Source organism: Aeromonas sp. FDAARGOS 1418, assembly GCF_019048585.1.
In the GTDB taxonomy this organism is placed as follows: domain Bacteria; phylum Pseudomonadota; class Gammaproteobacteria; order Enterobacterales; family Aeromonadaceae; genus Aeromonas; species Aeromonas caviae.
This window is the reverse complement of sequence record NZ_CP077387.1, coordinates 3,928,909-3,949,176: the sequence shown is the minus strand read 5'-3', so window position 1 is coordinate 3,949,176 and position 20,268 is coordinate 3,928,909. Positions and strand designations below refer to the sequence as shown.

Here is a 20,268-nt window from a genome sequence, read left to right as displayed (position 1 = left end):
CATTCCGGGGACGGGGTTTTGCCCCCCGATCACCCTATTTGATCACCAGATCCGTCAGGGGCACGGCGCAGCAGGTGAGGATCTTGCCCTCGGCACGCTCGGCGGCGCTGATGGCGGGGGCATCGGGGTGATCCACCTCGCCCGAGACCAGGGTCTGCTTGCAACTGCCGCAGATGCCGGCACGGCAGCTCCAGGGCAGCTCTACCCCCTGCTTGTTGGCCTGATCCAGCACGGTGCCCTGGTTGTTGCCCGCAAACTCCCGCTCGCCGATACGCAGTTGCACCGCCTGATGGGGGCGGGCCACCGAGAGCAGGGCCCCGCCAAAGCTCTCCTGGCGGATGCGCCCGGCCGGTACGCCGAGGGCGGTCAGCCGGTTGGCTGCATCGGCCATGAAGCCGTGGGGGCCGCAGATGAATACCTCCCGCTCCTGCAAATCCCGGATCCGGCCCAGATGATCGTCATTCAGACGGCCGCTGAGCCCCTGCCAGTGTTTGTCAGGCTGGCTCAGGATCAGGGTGAGGGTCATTCCCTGCTGCGCCATGGCGTGCAGCTCGCTGGCGGCAGGAATATCCGCCTCGCTGCGACACAGGTGCATGAAGTGGACGTCACCGAGCTCCCCCCGTAGTGCCAGAGTGCGGGCAATGGAGAGCATGGGGGTGACACCGGATCCCGCCGAGAGCAGCAGCAGCCTGCGCTCGGACCCTAAGTGAAACTCGCCGGCCGGGGGGGCGGCCAGCAGGTGATCGCCCACGCGCAGCTCATGGTGCAGCCAGGGGGAGAGGCGGCCATCGGCCAGCTTCTTGACGCTGATGCTGTAACGCTCGGGCCGCTCCGGCGTGGAGCTCAGGGTGTAGCGGCGTTGAACCCGTGTGTTTTTGATATCGAGGCTGATGGGCAGGTGCTGGCCAGGCAGGTAGTCGGGCAGGGGCTCGCCGTCGGCGGCCTCGAACCAGAAGGTTTCCAGATCCCGGGCCAGGGGTTCCCGGGCGACGCACACCAGCTCCCGCTTTTTCGGGGCCGCGTTGGGGTAGACCGGCGCCCGGGCCCGCTCCAGCACCTCGATCTCGCTGCCCGCGTCAATCCAGCCCTCGTTCAGGGCCACCAGATTCTGGCCGAAATAGACCTCACCATCTTCGCCACGGCGGTAGCGGGTGAGGGTGGCCAGCGGCTCTTTCAGGGCATTGAAGCGCTCCGTGCCTGCCTCCACCGTGGTCATGATGCAGCGGCTGCACGGCTTGTCCACCCGAAACTCCACCTCGCCGATGCGGATCCGCTTCCAGCCATCCTCTTCGAAGGGGCGGGTGCCGCTCGCCACCAGGTTGGTACGAAACTGGCTCATCTGGTGCAAGGCATCGGATCTCAGGTTGAGATCCTCAAGGGAAGCCTGGCTGATGAGCAGCAAGGGGTAGCCGTCCGCAAAGCTCACCCGGGTGCCGGTCTTCTCCCGAAAACGATCGGATGCCTCCCCGAGCCAGAGCAGGCGCACCGGCTCCCTCGCCACCCGGCTCAGCCACTCATCGGCGTCGGGCCCGGTGTGCAGGGCGGTAAAGCGATCCCCCCAGACACCGGTGTGCTGAGGGGCGCGACTGAACGCCGCCTCCATGAGGGCAAGGGGGGGAAGACCTGGATAGCGCAGTTGCAGCCCCCCCTCGACAGGGGTGGCCACCACCTGCTGCAACTGGGGATGGGTGCGGGCGGTGATAAAGGTGCCATCCGGTTTGACCACCATGTAGCGGCGATCCCCGGCAAGTCCCTCCTGGGTCACCTGGGCGCGCTCCAGCGGCATGCCTGCCGTCGATTTGATGGGGTAGAGATGTATGCTGGCGAGGGTCGGCATGTCCTGGTCCTTGTGCTGTGGCGATTCCTGTGAAGAGGGGAAGATAACGATTCCTGTCCCGGGCGGCAATCTTCTCCTGCTGCCCACGTCGAGGGCGGCGAGGGGGCCCGGGCGACAGGCCCGAATGGCTGCGGGGTGTGACGGGGATCCGGTTGTGAAGGGGGCGACCCATAAAGCGCAACATTTATTGATCCTGATCCACCATGTCGTACAAAAAACGGCCCATCATCGGGCCAGCTTCCAGTTTCTGACGCTTTCGCTTCTTCCCTCTCCGGCCACCGTCTGCCCAGGCAACACGGTATCAAGCGCATTCGGATGGGGCCTGTCACACAAAAAGAAGAAAGCAATGTATGAGCAAACAACTGGATATGACCCCACAGCCGGATCTCTCCCAGAAAACGGGAACAGGCCCGGTCCGTACCCGGCTGCCCGTCTGGCGGCCGGCCCTGCCACCTTGCAACCACGCCTGCCCGGCTGGCGAGAACATCCAGGCCTGGCTTGCCCTGGCCGAAGCGGGCCGCTTTGAGGCGGCCTGGCAACGCCTCATCGAAGAAAATCCCCTGCCTGCAGTCCACGGGCGGGTCTGTTATCACCCCTGCGAAACGGCCTGCAACCGTGCCCAGGTGGATGATGCCGTCTCCATCCACGCCATCGAACGCTTCCTCGGCGACGAGGCGCTGGCCCGGGGCTGGCAGCCTGCGCCGCCTGCCCCCGCCAGCGGCAAGAAGGTGCTGGTCATTGGCGCCGGTCCCTCCGGCCTCTCCTGCGCCTGGCACCTCAACCGGCTCGGCCATCAGGTGGAGATCCGCGAGGCAGGGCCGCTGGCGGGCGGCATGCTGCGCTTCGGCATTCCCGCCTACCGCCTGCCTCGCGATGTGCTGGATCGGGAGGTGGCCCGCATCGTCGCTGCCGGTGTCACCCTTACCCTCAACCACAAGGTGGAGGATGTGCTCAAGGCGCGTGACGAGGGGGGCTTTGACGCCGTCTTCATGGCCATCGGTGCCCATCTGGCAAAGCGGGTCGATATTCCGGCCCGGGAGGCGGGCAAGATCCTCGATGCGGTGAGCTTCCTCGAGCAAGCGAGCCTGGCCGAGGAGCAGGGCTTGCCACCGCCCAAACTGGGACGGCGGGTGGCCATCTACGGCGGTGGCAACACCGCCATGGATGCGGCCCGCACCGCCCGCCGCCTCGGTGTGGAAGAGGCGATGATCATCTACCGCCGCGACCGGGATCATATGCCGGCCCACGCCTTCGAAGCCGATGAGGCCGAGGAGGAGGGGATCAAGATCAACTGGCTGCGCACCATCCGCCAGCTCGACAGCACCAATATCGAAGTGGAGGTGATGGCGCTGGATGCCGAGGGCAAGCCGGTGCCCACCGGCAAATTTGAAACCCTCGAAGCGGACTCCCTTATTCTGGCGCTGGGCCAAGAGGTGGACTTGAGTGTGCTGGAGAGCATCCCCGGCGTGCGGGTCAACAAGGAGGGGGTGGTGCAGGTTGGCGAGAACCTGATGACGGATGTGCCGGGCCTGTTTGCTGGTGGCGACATGGTGCCCTCCGAGCGCACCGTCACCATTGCCACCGGCCACGGCAAGAAGGCGGCGCGCCATATGGATGCCTGGCTGCGCGGTCGCCTCTACCACAAACCGCTCTCCCATTTGCAGGCAGGGAAGCCGCTGGTAGGGCCCGAGCAGCTGCAACTCTGGTTCCAGACCCATGCTCCCGCCAGCAGTCAGCCGGTCAAACCGCCCTCGGCGCGGGACGACTTTGGCGAGATCATCGGCGGGCTGGATGAGGTGGCCGCCCGCTACGAGGCGGCGCGCTGCTACTCCTGCGGCAACTGCTTCGAGTGCGACGGCTGTTATGGCAGCTGCCCCGAGCAGGCCATCGCCAAGCTCGGGCCGGGAAAAGGCTATCAGGTGGATGCCGAGCGCTGCACCGGCTGCGGTGCCTGCCACGACCAGTGTCCCTGCCACGCCATAGCGCTGCGCCAACCGGAGGAGTCCCAATGAAACATGAACTGATCATGGTTGACGGCAACGAAGCCGCGGCCCGGGTGGCGTATCAGCTGAGCGAAGTGTGTGCCATCTACCCCATCACCCCGAGCTCGACCATGGCCGAACTGGCCGACGCCTGGGCGGCACAGGGGCAGACCAACCTGTGGGGCAACATCCCCACGGTGGTGGAGATGCAGAGCGAAGGGGGGGCGGCCGGTACGGTACACGGCGCCCTGCAGGCGGGGGCGCTCGCCACCACCTTCACCGCCAGTCAGGGGCTGATGCTGATGCTGCCCAATATGTACAAGATCGCCGGTGAATTGACCTCGGCGGTATTCCATGTGGCGGCCCGATCCTTGGCGGCGCAGGGGCTGTCGATCTTTGGCGACCATCAGGACGTGATGGCGGCGCGCAGCACCGGCTTTGCCATGCTCGCCTCCGGCTCGGTGCAGGAGGCGCAGGACCTGGCCCTGGTCGCCCACAGCGTCACCCTGCAGTGCCGGGTGCCCTTTATCCACTTCTTCGACGGCTTTCGCACCTCCCACGAGGTGAACAAGATAGTCGCCCTGCATCGGGATGAAATTCGCGCCCTTATCGACAACGACTGGGTGCGCGCCCACCGTGCCCGGGCGCTCAACCCGGATCATCCGGTGATGCGTGGCACCGCCCAGAACCCGGATACCTATTTCCAGTCCCGCGAGAGCGTCAACCCCTTCTACGAGGCGGTACCGGCCCGGGTGCAGCAGTGCATGGAGAGCCTCGGCGAGCTGACCGGCCGCCACTACCAGCTGGTGGAGTACCACGGCGCGCCCGATGCCACCGACGTCATCGTGCTGATGGGCTCGGGGGCGGCCACCGCCCGCACGACTGTGGATTGGCTCAACCAACAGGATCGCAAGACCGGGGTGCTGGTCATTCGCCTCTATCGCCCCTTCCCGGTACAGGCGCTGCTCGATGCGCTGCCCGCGAGCGTGCGGCGCATGGCGGTGCTGGATCGCACCAAGGAGCCGGGGGCCGGTGGCGAGCCGCTGCTGCTGGATGTGCAGAGCACCCTCATCGACGGCTTGCAGCGCGGCCTTATCAAGCGGCTGCCGTGGCTCAGTGGCGGTCGCTATGGCCTCTCTTCCAAAGAGTTCACCCCCGCCATGTGCGCGGCGGTGTTCGAGGAGCTGGCCTCCGATGCGCCGCGCCCCCGCTTTACCGTGGGGATAGTGGATGATGTGTCGGGCCTCAGTCTGGCCTGGCACCCCATAGGCGATCTGGAGCCCCCTAGTCGGGTGCGGGCGCTCTTCTTCGGTCTTGGCGCCGACGGCACTGTGGGCGCCAACAAGAACAGCATCAAGATCATCGGCGAGCTGGAGGGGTTCCACGCTCAGGGCTACTTCGTCTACGACTCCAAGAAGTCGGGCTCGCGCACCGTCTCCCACCTGCGCTTTGGCCCCGAGCCCATCGACGCCCCCTGGCTTATCGAGCAGGCGAGCTTTATCGGCTGCCACCAGTGGGGCTTTGCCGAATCGGTCGATCTGCTGGAGCACGCCGCCGAAGGGGCGACCCTGCTGCTCAATGCTCCCTATGAGCCTGACCGGGTCTGGGCCGAGCTGCCCGAGCGGCTGCGCGCCCGCATCCGCGCCCTCGATATCCGCCTCTATTGCATCGACGGGGATCGGGTGGCCGAGCGCAACGGCATGGGCAATCGCATCAACACCATCATGCAGACCTGTTTCTTCGCGCTGGCTGGCATCTTGCCGCGGGATGAGGCGATTGAGCTGATCAAGGAGAGCATCGAGAAGAGCTATGCCCGCAAGGGGCCCGAAGTGGTCGAGCGCAACTTCGCGGCGGTGGACGACACCCTGGCCCACATCCATCAGGTGGCCATCCCGGCCGGTGAGGAGCAGATCAGCGACTATCCGCTGCCACTGGCACCGGGTGGCAGCGAATTTGTCCAGCGGGTCACCGGCGAGATGCTGGCGGGGCGCGGCGATCGCATCCCGGTCTCCATGCTGCCGGTGGATGGCACTTACCCCACCGCCACCAGCCGCTTCGAGAAGCGGGATATCGCCCGCGAGATCCCCATCTGGCATTCGGATATCTGTATCCAGTGCGGCAACTGCGTCTTTGTCTGCCCCCACGCGGCGCTGCGGGCCAAGTTCTACCATCAGGACTGGCTGGCGAGCGCCCCCGAGGCAGCGCAGTCGGTGCCCGTTACCGCCAGGGGCTTCCCCGACAGCCGCTACACCTTGCAGCTCTATCCGGAAGATTGCACCGGCTGCGGCCAGTGTGTGCAGGCCTGTCCGGTGCGGGCTGGAGAAGATGAGAGCCATGAAGGCGAGCGTGCCATCGCCATGATGGACAAGGCGCCCCATCTGGCTGGCCAGAAACAGGCGCTGCGCTGGTTCGAGAGCCTGCCGTGGCCGGCCCGCGAGCGGGTGGATTTCTCCACGGTGCGCGGCACCCAGTTCCTCGAGCCCCTGTTCGAGTTCTCCGGTGCCTGCGCCGGCTGTGGCGAGACTCCCTACCTCAAGCTGCTGACCCAGCTGTTTGGCGATCGCATGCTGGTGGCCAACGCCACCGGTTGCTCCTCCATCTACGGCGGCAACCTGCCGACCACGCCATGGGCCAAGAACGGTGAAGGGAAGGGGCCGGCCTGGTCGAACTCATTGTTTGAGGACAACGCCGAGTTTGGCTTTGGTTTTCGCCTCACCGCCGATCAGCATCACGGTCAGGCGGTGGCGGCTTTGCAGGCGATGAAGGGGGAGCTGGGCCCAGAGCTAGTCGAGTCGCTGATCAGCGCCCCCCAGCGGCTGGAATCGGAGATCCGCGCCCAGCGGGGCCGAGTGGCGCAAGTGCGAGAGCGGCTGGAAGAGGTGAAATCCGGCAAAGCTCGCGAACTGCTCTCCTTGATTGATCAGCTGGTGCGCCGCTCGGTCTGGATAGTGGGCGGCGATGGCTGGGCCTATGACATCGGCTCGGCGGGGCTCGACCATGTGCTCGCCTCCGGCCGCGATGTGAACGTGCTGGTGATGGATACCGAGGTCTACTCCAACACCGGTGGGCAGATGTCGAAATCGACCCCGCTCGGTGCCGTCGCCAAGTTCGCGGCGGGGGGCAAGACGCTGGCCAAGAAGGATGTGGCGTTGCAGGCCATCTCCTACGGCAACGTCTATGTTGCCCGCATCGCCTTTGGTGCCAACCCGCAGCAGGCGCTGCAGGCCTTGCGGGAGGCGGAGGCCTATCCGGGCCCGTCCCTTATCATCGCCTACAGCCATTGTATCGCCCACGGCATCGACATGGCGCAGGGATTGGCCCAACAGAAGCGTGCGGTCGATTCGGGCCACTGGCCGCTGATGCGCTACAACCCGGTACTGCGAAGTGCCGGGCAGAACCCCTTCAGCCTCGACAGCCTGCGCCCCTCCATCCCCCTTGACGAATATCGGCAGCAGGAGACCCGTTATCGGGTGCTGGCCCAGAGCCATCCACAGGAGGCCGAGCGGCTGATGCAGGTGGCGCAACAAGTGGCGTGGCAGAAGTGGGCCACCTACGAGGAGATGGCCACCCGCGAGGCCAGCCATTTCCATCCGCCGGTGTGATAATGGGGTGAGTGAAATATAACCAAGCGGGCCATTGGCCCGCTTTTTTATATTTAGAGAGCATTGAGGGGCGACAGCTAGAAATTTCTATATTTACCACAGTAAACTTGGCCTATATTTTGAGAAGACGACATTTAAATAATAGAAAAGCATAAAAACCTGTTGATTTATTGTAGGTGGCTGGGCAGGATATACGGAGAAATATGTTACATTGATTTTCTATACAAACTTTTCATCCTAAAAATAGGAAATATATGAAAACTTTTCGCGAGCTGTACATCCACCTTAATGGGATTGATATTGATAATTTCTCAAAGCTGCTTGAAAAAGCATCTAAAGCGCCATGGGTTCGAAGGAAGGATAAAGAGAATACGCTCGGAGATATCGATGAAAAGCCAATTTGTTTTGAAGCCTTAAGAGGCTCCTGTGTATCACCAGCAGCATTGTTTATATTTCCCAAGGAGGGTGGGTTATTATGGGTTTCTAATATAATTCCAACTGAGGAGAGTGAACTCACTTACGAACAATACAATTTCGTTCTAGAGAATTTCTATGAAGATGTTGTACTTCCTGCAATTAATGGTACCGGCATTACCGCTGACCTTACTAGTGACCAAATAAGTATTGGTAGCGTTGCTGGAGATGCCGTGGAAAAATCTCTCATACGCTTTTCAAACTTAGCAAACAAGTCGACTGGAAGCTCTCATCCATTAGATAGAAAACGCTGGTTTGAGTTTTTGGTCTTAGTACATGAGGCAAAAGTGGACATTTATGCAGACATGGTAATTAGATCTCTAGTTGAACTTGGATGGTCGGAAGAAAAAGCTATTGAGTTAGGTATTCAGTATGAGTTCGCAGAAGATCTTCTCTCGTATATTAAGGAACGCTAACTATGCTTATCAGTTACGCTGACGCATGTAGCGCTATATCGGGTGAGCCTTTGCCAATGCTTTACATAGATACGTGTATTTTTCTCGATATTATCCGTTCTGCTGTTAGAGAAAATATCAACTCTGATTCTGCAAAATTCGCTCAATCATTGATAGCTAGGGCGAATTCAAACTCACGGTCTTTATGGCTATTAACAAGCGCTACGGTAGAAATGGAGTGGCACGAAAATGTCGCTGGGGTTTTAGAAGAGACGGAGCGTGAAATACTAAAACTGGAATCAAGACGAAGGCACTTTCTTTCAGCAGCTGATGCCGTAACCAGTATGCGATATCAACATGGTCAAGTAGAAAGCGCATTGGATTTGGCGAATAAGTTGAAGTCGGTTGCGGAAACGCTCCTCCAATCATGCGCTATTGTTATACCAGAAGATGCGCACTTATTGGGAGCGATGAATAGAGTGAAGCAATATTTTCCACCCGCAAAACGAGGTAAAGCAGAACCTAAAGATTGTGAGATTTATGAATTGTTTCTCGGATTATGCCGAGATTTACGCACTCGTGGCGTAGAAAGTGATTTTGTTTTTTTGAGTTCAAATACACAGGAGTACGGGCAGAAAAATTCTGGAGGAGTACAACCGGAGTTGACAGTTTTAGGTGCAATATATGTGTCTAACTTAGCGTGGGCAGAGGTAGCTGTAAATGGGGGGGCATAAAATAGTGTACAATAAAAATTATTTTTAGCTCGCTGCGCATCACTACAAATGAGTCAGTTGTAGCAGGCATTAGATATCAATGGAGAATTTAGTGAATACAATGGATGTTAAAGGATTGAAAATTAATTTTCAAAAGTTAGACTTGGACAAAAAACTCTTTTTTAGGTGAAATGGTTTCTCTTTTTGAGAAAAAAGAACAAGAAAATGGTATCCGCTATGATGAGGCTGAAAAAAATCAGAAGCTCAGTTTGTTAAAAGGAGCTGTTGAACTTAGGCTGCTTATATATATCCTAAGAGATCAACAATTTATTACTAGCAGAAAACCTTATGATGAGGGTAATGCAGTCTGGATAGCGTTAAAAAATTATATAGCGGCAACAGAAAGCCAACAGAATTATCAATAAAGGGCATTTAGCTGTCGCTATGTTTCCCTTAGCCACAGCTTCTACCCTCGCGAAATAATTGAGGGGGCACAAATCGTTTTTCGTTGGCAAACAGGCCAGACATCCAGCGAATTTCGCCATCAGGGCCTGCCAGCGTCTCGGACAGCTTTCCTGTGACGAGATGATAAAAAGCCCGGCGTCGGGCCGGGCTGGCAGGATAAGTTGCTTATCCAGGTATTCGTCAAGGCGTCTAGTGTGGATGTTGTTTGAGGATGTCGTATATCTCCTCTTTCAGTTTAAGTTTCTGTTTTTTCAGATCCTTCACCTCGGAGCTGTAGTCGCTGGCGTGGTGTTTCTCCAGCTTTCTGATCTCCGCATCCAGGTCGTTGTGCAAGTCAAACTTCTTCTGGAAATGGACATCACTGCTCTTCAGTTTCGAGATGAGATCTCTGTACTCCGGAAACATGTAATGAAGCCTCCTTGTTGTCGTTTGATTGTGCCTGCAAGACCAAAGTACCCCTTACTGCCGGGGAGAAACGTGATCCCGATCCAATTCGGGGCCACGGATTTGCGGCATGGGAAGGGCGATTTTTAACTGTTTGAATTACAAGATGATTGCCTGCTGACCCTGGGGCAGCAGAGGAAAGAAGCGGGATCCGCTTCACATTCGGGAGAGGGGGTCTGCAGCGGGGCGGGCAACAGAAAGGGGCGCGAGGCCCCTGACTGGAAACGGGTGAGCCGTTTACTCTTTTTTCTTTTTCTTCTCGGGCAGGGGCTTGCCGTCTCTGGCAATCACCTTGCCCGCCTCGAAACCGATCTGCGCCGCCAGCTCTTCCAGATCCGGCGCCTTGGCCTCGTTGCCGATGGCGTACTGGTAGTTGGCAATGGAGATTTTCTCCGCCACCGGTGTGCCCGGGACGATGGGTTCGCGCCAGCCCTGACCGATGTGGGCCACCAGGGTGCCGTTCATGATGAGCTCGCCGACGATCTCCTGGGTGGGGATGCCCTTGCCGTAGGTGAGGCCCTGCGGGTGCTTCTTGCCGACCAGGGGCTCTTGGCTTGCGGGCATCAGCTTGGTGCGGATCAGCCACTTGGGCGATTTGGTCTTGCCCACCGCCTTGCCGGTCTGGTACTCGTTGATCTTGATGGTCTTGATCATCTGGGCCGTGAACTCCTTGGTCAGGGCCTTCTGGGCTTCGCTGGTCTCGTCGATGACGATGGGGGCCACATACCAGGTCTGGGGAGCCTGCGCCTTGGGGGTCGCCGGGGCGGTTTGCGCCATGGCGAGCGGGCTGAGCAGGATGGCCGTCAACAAGAGTCCGATTTTCTTCATGGTGATTCCGCTTATGTTTCGACAAGAATTTTGTTTTGCCAGCGACGACTGCGCCAGCGCCAGAACATGGCCAGACCGCGCACCCACTCGTCGCAGGCGAGGGCCAGCCAGATGCCTACCAGGCCATAGCCCTGCATGATACCAAGGAAATAGGCCAGGGGAACGGCAATGCCCCACATGGAGACGAGCGCCATGTAGAGCGGGAAACGGGCATCCCCGGTGGCGCGCAGGGCGTTGATCACCACCAGATTGAAGGTGCGACCGGGTTCGAGGATGAGGCTGATGAGGAAGAGCTGCGCCACCTGGGTGATGATGTCGGCGTCGTCGGTGAACAGGCTGATGATGGCGCGGCCGTTCAGGGCGGCGGCGATGGCGATGGCGGCGGTGACGATGAGGCCGAGTTTCAGGCTCTTCATCAGTTGGCGATAGGCCTGATCGAAGCGTCGGGCCCCCGCCAGGTGGCCGATGATGATCTCGTTGCCAAGGCCGATGGAGAGGCCGAACAGCAGGATGAACAGGCAGATCTGGAAGAAGTAGGACTGGGTCGCCAGCGCCTTGTCGCCGAGCAGGCCGACGAAGGCGGTCACCACCATGAACTGCAGCATCCAGGAGAGGTTCTCCCCCGCCGCCGGCAGACCGATGTGCAGCACCTTGTCCAGCATGGCGCGGCTTGGGCGGACGATCTCGGGCAGACGCAGCCGGATGCCGGTCTTGCGTGCCACCAGCCACACCAGCAGCACCACCCCGACGATGCGCCCCGCCACCGTGCTGATGGCGACCCCGGCGACCCCGAGCTGGGGCAGGCCGAACCAGCCATAGAGCAGCAGCAGGTTGCCGACGAAGGTGATGAGGTTGACGATGAGGGTCACGTACATGGCCTGGCGGGTGTGGCCGTGGGCACGCAGGGTGGCGGCCAGACAGAGGGCCGCCGCCTCCGGCAGCAGGCAAAGCCCGATGATCTGCAGGTAGAGGCTGCCGTCGCTCATCAGGTGGGCAGGCAGGTTCATCAGCGCCAGCATGGTGCTGGCCCCCGCCATGACGCCGACCGCGGCCACCAGTCCCACCAGCAGGTTGAAGCCGATGGCGGTGTGGATGACGACGCGGGCTTTTTCCTTGTCTCCCGCCCCCAGATACTGGGTGATCACCACGCTGGTGCCGATGCTGACGAAGCTGAACAGGGTGATGGCGAGATCGAAGACCTGGTTGCCCACCGCGAGGGCCGCCACCCCCTGATAGGAGACATGGCCCACCATGAAGGTGTTGAGGGCCCCGGTCAGAAAGTGAAGGGCCAGATCGATGAACAGTGGCCAGGTCAGGGCGAAGAGGGAGCCCGGGCCCGCGTGGGATTGAGTCTGCATGGGATATCCAGGTGCTGGCGATGGCCCTCGTCAGGGCCAACTGGAGGGGCATTTAACACCAAGCGGGGGCGGGGTGCAATCCTGGTCGCAGGAGGAGGGGACCTGCGACCGGGGGATGTGTCTCAGACCGGCGTGGCGCCGGCCTCCTGCTCGCTGGGGCGGGTGAGGCGCGCCGAGTCGGGCAGGTCGTCATCGTGCGGCCAGCGGGTGAGCAGGGCATCCGTGGTGCTCTCCACCCCCTCGTCGTCCCGGAACACCGGCTCCCGGTAGCAGCGGGTCATGCGCAGGGCCTGGTACATGTCGGGGCAGAGGATGATGCCATCCTCGCCGACCCGGATCCCCGCCTGTTTGAACCACTGGCTCATCTGGCCGTGCCGACCGGCCATCACCATGTGGATGCCGCGCCGCTTGAGCTCCTTGTGCAGCTCTCCCACCATGCTCATGACGCTGATGTCCTGATGGGTGAAGCAGGCCACCGCATCCACCACCAGGCACCTGGGATTGTGGGGATCCTGCACCAGCAGTGCCAGCACCCGCCGCTTGAAGTAGGGGGCGTTGAAGTAGGTGAGCGGGGAGTTGAAGCGGTAGACCAGGATGCCGGGAATCGCCTTGGCCTGCTCGTTGTCCCCCAGGGTGCGCACCACGCCCTCGTCGTCCATACCGAGCAGCTGGTCGGTGGGGCGCATCACGTTGCGCAGGAACTGGAACAGCCCCAGCAGGACTGCGAGGGTGATGCCCGGAATGACCCCCATGGTCAGCACGCTGACAAAGGTCACCAGGGCGAGCCAGAAGGCGGCGCGATCCGAGTCGCGCAGGGCCCAGAGGCCGCGAAAATCCGTGAGCGACAGGGAGGCCATCACCAGCACCACGCCGAGGGCGGCGGTGGGAATGTATTGCAGCGGCGCCGTCAGGTAGAAGGTGACCAGGGCGATGACGGCGGCGGCGATGATGGAGACCAGCTGGCTCTTGCCGCCGTTGGCGTCGTTGACCGCGGTGCGCGAATCCGCCCCGCTGATGGCAAACCCCTGGGAGGCCGCCGCCGCCAGGTTCGCCATGCCCAGCGCCCTAAACTCCTTGTCCGCATCAATCTCGTAGCCGTTCTTGGCGGCAAAGCTGCGGGCGGTGAGCATCATGGAGACGAAGCTCACCATGGCGAGGTTGAGGGCGGGCAGCACCAGCTCACGGATAAGCCCGGGGGGAAAGTCCGGCATCTGGAAGGCGGGCAGCCCCGAGCCGATGGTCCCCAGGGTGGCGATGTCGAACTGGCCGAGATCGAGCGCCCACACCAGGGCCGCCGTCACCACCATGGCCACCATGGAGGAGGGCCAGGCCGGCTTGTAGCGCTTGGCCAGCAGCAGGGTGAGCAGGGCCGTCATGCTCATGGCCAGGGTGGGCAGATGGGTCTGGGTAATGTAGCTGGTGCCGTTCAGGATCCGCTCTATCAGGTAGCGCTCGCTGAAGGTGAAGCCGAAGATCTTGGAGAGCTGGCCCACCATGATGGTGATGGCCACCCCGTTGAGCAGCCCCATCAGGATGGGGCGGGAGAGAAAGTCTGCCAGCACCCCCAGTTTGAAGCGGCTGGCGATGAGGCACCAGAAGCCGGTCATGGCGGTCATGGTCATCACCAGTTGCCAGTGACGGGTGGGATCCCCGGCGGCGAGCGGCGTTACCACGGCGGCGATCACCGCGCAGGTGGCGGCATCCGGACCGACGATGAGCTGACGGGAGGTGCCAAAGAGGGCGTACACCACCATGGGCAGGATGCAGGAGTAGAGGCCGACGATGGCGCCTACCCCGGCGAGCTCCGAATAGGCGATGGCCACGGGCAGGGCCACGGCCGCGACCGAGAGGCCAGCGCGAAGATCCGGCATCAGCCAGGCCCGCTGGTATTGCAGCAAGGCGGCGAGCCCCGGCAGCCAGCGCTCGAGAGAGAAGAAGTCGCGCATTATTTAACCCATTGAGTTACAAACATCTTTTTCTTAGTGTGCCCAAGGTTGTCGGCCCTTTGCAATCCGCTCATGGCCAGTTCACCACAAGGTCAGGCCAGATGCGTTGCCACTCCTTGGCCCTGACCCGTTCGCTAAAGATACGGCTCTCCTGGCGACAGCGCGGATTGGGGCTCACCACCAGGGACCAGTTGGGGGCAAAGCCGTAGGGGGCCAGCCACTCGAACGCATCATCTGCCAGCAGGCGGACCCCGATGCAGGTGGGTATCTCCACCCAGTGGCTGAGGGCCGACAGCGAGCTGGCAAAAGGAGGCACCTGCTGGCGCAGATGCATGCGGGCCTGGTTGCGCACCTCCCACTGCTGGCCCGGCATCCTGGCGGCGAGCCAGGCTTCGTGATCGGCCTCCTTCAATCCAGTCGGATCAGCGCTGTCCAGATAGATAAGATCGATGTCGTTGAGCGGGGTGGGCTCGGCCTTGTGATGGAGGTGATCCCAGATGAGGTTGCGCACAAACCCCGCCCCCAGGGCCCAGTCGGGCAGAGCCAGCTCCCGCGCAGCCCGGAGGCAATCCATGCGCGGGTGATCGGCCCGCAGCAGGGCCTCGGTGCAGGCCCGCAGGTGCGCCTCCCGCAGCGCCCCGGCTTCAACCGGCATTGCGGCGCAACCAGACGTCGATGTAGCTGCAGCTCGGCACTATGGTGAGCCCCTCAGAGAGGGTCCAGTCGTAGAAGCGGCGGGCCAGCTTGTCGGCGATTCCCTGTCCGCGCAGCTCGGGGGGAACCTGGGTGCTGTAGGCGTCCACCGTGGTGGCGTCCAGCCGGCGATAGGCAAGGCGGGAGAGCTTGCCGTCCACGGTGCAGACAAACTGCTGCTGATCGGCCTGGTGTAGGATGTCGCTCATCGGGAGTCCTCTCTGGGTGAATGGGAAGATCAGAACATGGCGGACAGGGTTTGCCAACGCCATTCTTTGCGCCCATGGCGGGCTCGCTTACACTGGCCGGCCTGCGAATGGTCGCAAGGCAAGGTATAGAACATTGAGAGAGGATGGATCCGTCATGGCCTTCGCCACCCTGGACGATCTGATAGGCAACACCCCGCTGCTGGCGCTGCGCCGCATCAATCCGCACCCCGGCGTCACCCTGCTGGTGAAGCTGGAGGGCAACAACCCCGCCGGCTCCGTCAAGGACAGGGCGGCGCTGAACCTCATCAGGCAGGCAGAGGCGAGTGGTCACTTAGCGCCAGGTGCCCGGCTCATCGAGGCCACCTCCGGCAATACCGGCATCGCGCTGGCCATGGTGGCGGCGTCCCGGGGTTACCGGATGCGACTCATCATGCCGAGCAACATGAGCCAGGAGCGGCGCGACGCCATGCAGGCCTACGGCGCCGAGCTGGTGCTGGTGGAAGAGGGAATGGAAGCGGCGCGAGACCTCGCCCTGGCCATGCAGGCGCGGGGGGAGGGGCTGGTGCTCGATCAGTTCAACAACCCCGCCAACCCGGATGCCCACTACCGCTCCACCGGCCCCGAGATCTGGCGCCAGAGCGGCGGGGCGGTCACTCACTTCGTCTCGGCCATGGGCACCACGGGCACCATCATGGGGGTCTCCCGCTACCTCAAGGAGCAGAACCCGGCGGTGGCGGTGATCGGCCTGCAACCGGCCGAGGGGAGCCAGATCCCCGGCATTCGCCGCTGGCCCGAGGCCTACCGGCCCGCCATCTTCGAGCCTGCGCGGGTCGATGGGGTGCTGGATGTGACGCTCGACGAGTCCCTCGTCATGATGCGCCGCCTGGCGCGGGAGGAGGGGATCTGCTGCGGTGTCAGCTCGGGTGGCGCCGTGGCCGGGGCCTTGCGGGTGGCGGCAGAGATCGGGCAGGGGGTGGTGGTGGCGATCATCTGCGATCGGGGGGATCGCTACCTCTCCACCGGGGTCTTCACCCCCGATGCCTGACGGGCAAGGGGCCCGCTACTCCCAGGCCCGCTCCAGCAGGACCAGCAGCTGGTCCCTGTCCGCATCCTTGCGGTTGTAGAGCAGGGCGCCATCGTTGATGGCGAGATCCCGGATCCCGGGCAGCAGCGCCTTGTCGGTGAGGCCCGCCTCCCGCAGGGTGCGAGGCAGCTTGACCGTCTGCCACAGAGTATCGCGCAGTGCCTGCAACGCCTCGATGGTGGCCTGGGGTCGCCCCTCGGCCGGGGTCGCGGCAAAGCGCTCCGGCCCCACCAGGGGTAGCAGCAGGCGGGCCAGCTCGGGGTCGATGCCGGGCCGGTTGTAGTCGAGCACGGTGGGCAGGAAGAGGTTCATACAGAGGCCATGGGGCAGGTGGCAGCGCGCCCCCAGACTGTGGCCAAGGGCGTGTACCAGCCCCACCATGGAGTTGGAAAACGCCATGCCCGCCAGGGTGGAGCCCTCCGCCAGTTGCAGCCGCAGGCCCTTGTCCGTCGGGTGGGCCAGCACCCTGGGCAGGGCGGTGGCAATCTTCTCCACCGCCATCAGGGCCAGGGCGTCACTGACCGGGTTCTTGCCGTTGCCGATGAAGGCCTCGATGGCGTGGGTCATGGCATCCATGGCGGTGGCGGCGGTGATGGGCAGCGGCAGCCCCAGGGTGAAGCGGGGATCCAGCACCGCCAGCCGGGGCAGCAGGAAGGGGGAGGTGAAGGGCACCTTGCGCCCGCTCCCTTCATCCTTGATCACTGCCACCAGGGTCACTTCGGAGCCGGTCCCCGCCGTGGTGGGGACCACCGCCAGGGGGTTGAGGGGACGGGTCAGGCAATCCGCTCCGGCATAGTCGAGCAGCCGCTCGCCCCCCAGGGTCGCCAGTATGTTCACCGCCTTGGCGGTGTCGATGACGGAGCCGCCGCCAAGGGCGAGCAGGCTGTCACAGCCCAGCTCCCGGTAGTGGCGGGCGATCCGCTCCACCACGGCGGTGGAGGAGTCCGCCGGGATCTCGTCCCAGATGGCGGCGACCGGCAAGGCCCCTTCGGCCATCACATGGGCCAGCAGGGTGGCGAGCCCGCTGCCGCTGACCCCCTTGTCGGTGAGCAGCAGCGGGCGGCCAGCCCCCAATCCCCTCAAGGCATCCGGCAACTGCTCCAGCGCCTGCTCCCCCGCCATCAGCTTGACCGGGCAGAAAAAATCGTAATAACGGCTCATCCCGTTCTCCTCGTGTTCAACCGGTCAGAAGACCCAGATAGATGTGGCAGGCCCGCGCGAGCTTGCGATGCGGGTCCGGGTAGTGGCGAAGCAGGGGCCGCGCGATGAAGGCGGGCAGGATCAGGCTCTGCAACTGCTCAAGCGCTCGCACCAGGTGCATGGCCGCGTCGAGATCCCCCTCCACCAGCAGCCGGTTTTCGCAAAAGGCCTGGTTGATGCCGAGGCGAAAACTGAGGGCGCGAAAGGCGACGGCGGGGTGCTTGAAGCGCACCCGCAGGGGGTGGGGGCCGTTATGGGCACAGGTCGAATGCGCCCTGCCAGCCTCCTCACCGCAGTGCCAGCGCCCCGCGAACTTGTAGAGACTCAGCCCCCGGGTCATGCCGTTTACCTCCAGCCTGATGGTGAGACCGTCCGGCAGGGGGGCAAGCTCGCGGCGCACCGCCTCGTCGACCCGGGCGGCGCGGCACAGGGTGCGGCCGATGATCCAGAGCAGGCTGCCAATCCAGAGGCGCCTGCCGGTGGCAAGCAGGGCGTCAGGGCGCATGGTAACCTCCGCTGATGGCGGACCAGAAGAGGGTGAAGGCGCTCTCCTGCCAGTGGGGGTCTTCTCCCAGTTCAGGCTGATCGACAAAGAGGGAGGCGCAGGCCAGAAACTGGCCCTGGCACACCTCCAGCATCAGGGCCGGCGGGGCCGACATCAGCTCGCCTCTGGCCTGGCCCCGGGCGAGCAGGCTCGGCAGAAAATGCAGGGTCTCCGCCAGGATCTGGCTGCGCAGGGGGCGGGCCAGCAGGGGGGAGTGGAAAAAGCCCAGCACGAACCTGAGCTCACGGGGGTGGGCCTGCATCCAGCCCATGGCCTGGTGCCAGTAGTGGCGGGCCTGCTCCTGGAGCGGCAGGGCGGCATCGGCCTCGGTGATGGCGGCGCCAAGGCGCAGCTTGATGTCCTGGTAGAGGCTCTGGATCAGCACCTCCTTGCTGGGAAAGTGATGAAACAGGGTGCCATTGGCCACCCCGGCCGCCTTGGCGATGCGGGCGGTGGCGGCGCCCTGCAGGCCATCCTCCGCGCACAGGGCCAGGGCGGCATCCAGGATCTGGCGGCGTTTGTCGGTCATGGTCTCTCGCATCTCGCCTCCTAGCGCAGGAATAGGGCCATCATCAGCCGCTGGTACCAGCGCCGATAGGGGGGGTGAATGAGGGTGCCTGTGCTGAAGCGCCCGCGGCGCAGCACGGTCTTGGCCTTGGAGAAGGTGAGAAACCCCTCGCGGCCGTGATAGTGGCCCATGCCGGAGGGACCTATGCCGCCGAAGGGGGCATCGTCCGCCGCCACCTGGAACAGACTCTCGTTGATGGCCATGCCCCCGGCGTGGGTCTCCCGAATGAGGCGGCGCTGCAGCGTCTCGTCCAGGCTCATCAGATAGAGCGCCAGGGGGCGGGGCCGGGCCGCCACATAGGCCAGGGCTTCCTCGATGTCGTCATAGGGCACCAGGGGCAGCAGGGGGCCGAAGATCTCCTGCTGCATCACCTGGCAGTGGCCGGGCACCTCGGTCAGCAGGTGGGGCACCAGTTTACGGGTGGCGTCATCCTGGGCGGGCGTGACGCAGGGGTGGATCTGGGCGCCAGCCTGCCTCGCCTCCTCCAGCCAGGCGGTGAGCCGCTCGTACTGGGGAGCGTTGATGATGGCGCCATAATCCGGGCTCTCGAGCCCTTTGGGGTAGAGGCGGCGAAAATGGGCCTGATAGGCCTCGATGAAGGCCTGCTCCTGCCCCCTCGGTAGCAGCACGTAGTCGGGGGCCACGCAGATCTGGCCGGCGTTGAGGCTCTTGCCGAAGATCATCCGCTCCACCGCCAGGGCCAGGGGCATGTCGGGGGCGATGAGACAGGGGCTCTTGCCGCCGAGCTCCAGGGTGAGGGGGGTGAGCTGGGGGGCGGCCGCGGCCATCACCAGCCGACCCACCGCCGTGGAGCCGGTGAAGATGAGATGGTCGAAGGGGAGGGAGCTGAAGGCGGCCGCGATCCCCGCATCCCCCTCGATGACCACCACCTCGTCACCGCCGAGGGCCTCATCGAGCAGGGTGCGCAGCACGGCGTTGGTGTGAGGGGTGAACTCGGAGAGCTTGATCATGGCGCGGTTGCCGGCGGCGAGGGCGCCGATGAGGGGCCCGAGGCTCAGCATCACCGGGAAATTCCAGGGCACCATGATGCCGACCACGCCGAGGGGCTGATAGTGCACCTCGACCCTGGCGGGGGCCAGCAGCAGGCCGGAATGACGGCGCTCCGGTTTCATCCACCCCTTGAGCCGTTTCTGGGTGTAGTTGATCTGCATGACGCAGGGGAGCACATCGGCGATCAGGCTGTCGTAATCGCTGCGCTGGCCGTAGTCCCGGGCCAGGGCCTGACACAGTGCCTGCTTGTGGCGCAGCAGCCCCTGCTTGAGGGCATCAAGTCTGGCACGGCGGGACGCCAGATCCGGCATGGGGGTGGCCTGGCTGGCCTGCCTGAGCCGATGCAGCTGCTCGGGGAGGGAGAACTTGTCCGGTGAGGCGGGGGTGACGGTGGTGTCCATGGCATGCTCCGCACGAAAAGTGACCGACTGATTAGTCGGTCCAAATCTAGCGATTCGTTGCCGACTTGTAAACCGGGTGAGGGCAGAGGGTGGCTGCCAGTGGGCAGCGTTGCCCGGAACTGTGTCCGGGCTCCCATTTTTGAGGCATTCGGATTGGTCTTATATCTAATAAGGGGTAATTGTGGGGCACCAACTCGGAGGGAGAACCGCACATGACCAGGGAATTGCATAGCCTGCTGGCCCGGCTGGATGACGTGATCGCGCGCATGCCGGACAGTTTCAACACCTATGAGTTTGCCCAGAAGCTGGCGCTGCAACATCAGCAGGAGTATTTCGCCGCGGGCCACTCCCTGGCGGGCCAGGAGAAGAACCTGCTGCGCCTGCTCCACGAGAAGATTGCCCTGGCGCTGGCGAGCCATGAGGGCGTCATCGAGGGGGCCCTGCTGCCCTGCATGACCCCCTGGGGGGAGCGCGCCACCTCGCCCCGCTGGCACCGCAAGCACTGACCCGGCAA

General features: G+C 63.1%; 18 protein-coding genes. 7 read left to right on the top strand and 11 right to left on the bottom strand.

From position 1 onward, the window contains the following. Positions 1-34 precede the first annotated feature (34 nt). Entirely contained in the window at positions 35-1,837 is a 1,803-nt protein-coding gene (locus I6L48_RS18370; protein ID WP_042882510.1) for an MOSC N-terminal beta barrel domain-containing protein, read from the bottom strand. Positions 1,838-2,187: 350 nt separating this feature from the next. On the opposite strand from I6L48_RS18370, the gene I6L48_RS18365 reads away from it, so the two are divergent. The 5 genes from I6L48_RS18365 (at position 2,188) to I6L48_RS18345 (ending at position 9,428) form a co-directional block, all read left to right on the top strand. Beyond that, the gene (locus I6L48_RS18365; RefSeq protein ID WP_113070484.1) at positions 2,188-3,849 is read left to right on the top strand and encodes an NAD(P)-binding protein; all 1,662 of its coding nucleotides are present in this window, start codon (positions 2,188-2,190) and stop codon (positions 3,847-3,849) included. Then, entirely contained in the window at positions 3,846-7,421 is a 3,576-nt protein-coding gene (nifJ, locus tag I6L48_RS18360; protein WP_113070483.1) for a pyruvate:ferredoxin (flavodoxin) oxidoreductase, read from the top strand. Before I6L48_RS18365 ends, nifJ begins: the two co-directional genes overlap by 4 nt. A 254-nt stretch (positions 7,422-7,675) precedes the next feature. Then, positions 7,676-8,311 (top strand): hypothetical protein, encoded by a 636-nt coding sequence (locus tag I6L48_RS18355; RefSeq protein ID WP_052224813.1) that lies wholly within the window; start codon positions 7,676-7,678, stop codon positions 8,309-8,311. A 2-nt stretch (positions 8,312-8,313) separates the two neighbouring features. After that, positions 8,314-9,024, top strand: a complete 711-nt coding sequence (locus I6L48_RS18350; RefSeq protein ID WP_139739601.1) for a PIN domain-containing protein — start codon at positions 8,314-8,316, stop codon at positions 9,022-9,024. A 170-nt stretch (positions 9,025-9,194) separates the two neighbouring features. After that, positions 9,195-9,428 carry a hypothetical protein gene (locus I6L48_RS18345; protein ID WP_139739600.1) on the top strand — a complete coding sequence of 78 codons (234 nt, stop codon included), beginning with the start codon at positions 9,195-9,197 and terminating at the stop codon, positions 9,426-9,428. A gap of 229 nt (positions 9,429-9,657) precedes the next feature. On the opposite strand, the gene I6L48_RS18340 is transcribed toward I6L48_RS18345, so the two are convergent. The 6 genes from I6L48_RS18340 to I6L48_RS18315 form a co-directional block, all read right to left on the bottom strand. Continuing rightward, positions 9,658-9,873, bottom strand: coding sequence for a YdcH family protein (locus tag I6L48_RS18340; RefSeq protein ID WP_005313020.1), 216 nt, complete (start codon positions 9,871-9,873; stop codon positions 9,658-9,660). A gap of 276 nt (positions 9,874-10,149) precedes the next feature. Then, complete coding sequence (locus tag I6L48_RS18335) at positions 10,150-10,740, bottom strand: hypothetical protein (protein ID WP_039039859.1); 591 nt, start codon at positions 10,738-10,740, stop codon at positions 10,150-10,152. An 11-nt stretch (positions 10,741-10,751) separates the two neighbouring features. Next, positions 10,752-12,098 carry an MATE family efflux transporter gene (locus I6L48_RS18330; RefSeq protein ID WP_045525276.1) on the bottom strand — a complete coding sequence of 449 codons (1,347 nt, stop codon included), beginning with the start codon at positions 12,096-12,098 and terminating at the stop codon, positions 10,752-10,754. Positions 12,099-12,220: 122 nt separating this feature from the next. Continuing rightward, positions 12,221-14,044, bottom strand: a complete 1,824-nt coding sequence (locus I6L48_RS18325) for a SulP family inorganic anion transporter (protein ID WP_216987574.1) — start codon at positions 14,042-14,044, stop codon at positions 12,221-12,223. Positions 14,045-14,114: 70 nt separating this feature from the next. After that, a complete protein-coding gene (locus I6L48_RS18320) occupies positions 14,115-14,699 on the bottom strand; it encodes a nucleotidyltransferase family protein (RefSeq protein WP_113977960.1) in 585 nt (194 codons plus the stop codon). Next, positions 14,689-14,946, bottom strand: coding sequence for a GNAT family N-acetyltransferase (locus tag I6L48_RS18315; protein WP_041212700.1), 258 nt, complete (start codon positions 14,944-14,946; stop codon positions 14,689-14,691). Before I6L48_RS18315 ends, I6L48_RS18320 begins: the two co-directional genes overlap by 11 nt. Before the next feature lie 154 nt (positions 14,947-15,100). Between I6L48_RS18315 and cysM the strand changes: the two genes are divergently transcribed. Continuing rightward, on the top strand, positions 15,101-15,991 hold the full coding sequence (gene cysM / locus I6L48_RS18310) for a cysteine synthase CysM (protein WP_042017359.1): 891 nt from the start codon (positions 15,101-15,103) through the stop codon (positions 15,989-15,991). A 15-nt stretch (positions 15,992-16,006) separates the two neighbouring features. Here the strand turns inward: cysM and I6L48_RS18305 are convergent, their stop codons facing one another. The 4 genes from I6L48_RS18305 to I6L48_RS18290 are packed head-to-tail and all read right to left on the bottom strand — an operon-like array spanning position 16,007 to position 19,754. Then, positions 16,007-17,191: an iron-containing alcohol dehydrogenase gene (locus tag I6L48_RS18305; protein WP_216987573.1), complete on the bottom strand. Its 1,185-nt coding sequence runs from the start codon at positions 17,189-17,191 to the stop codon at positions 16,007-16,009. A gap of 16 nt (positions 17,192-17,207) precedes the next feature. Further along, positions 17,208-17,735, bottom strand: a complete 528-nt coding sequence (locus I6L48_RS18300) for a hypothetical protein (protein WP_113977966.1) — start codon at positions 17,733-17,735, stop codon at positions 17,208-17,210. Further along, entirely contained in the window at positions 17,725-18,315 is a 591-nt protein-coding gene (locus I6L48_RS18295) for a TetR/AcrR family transcriptional regulator (RefSeq protein WP_182954442.1), read from the bottom strand. Before I6L48_RS18295 ends, I6L48_RS18300 begins: the two co-directional genes overlap by 11 nt. Positions 18,316-18,323: 8 nt before the next feature. Beyond that, a complete protein-coding gene (locus I6L48_RS18290) occupies positions 18,324-19,754 on the bottom strand; it encodes a coniferyl aldehyde dehydrogenase (RefSeq protein WP_216987572.1) in 1,431 nt (476 codons plus the stop codon). A gap of 212 nt (positions 19,755-19,966) precedes the next feature. On the opposite strand from I6L48_RS18290, the gene I6L48_RS18285 reads away from it, so the two are divergent. Further along, positions 19,967-20,260: a hypothetical protein gene (locus I6L48_RS18285; RefSeq protein WP_010674084.1), complete on the top strand. Its 294-nt coding sequence runs from the start codon at positions 19,967-19,969 to the stop codon at positions 20,258-20,260. The last annotated feature ends 8 nt before the right edge of the window (positions 20,261-20,268 follow it).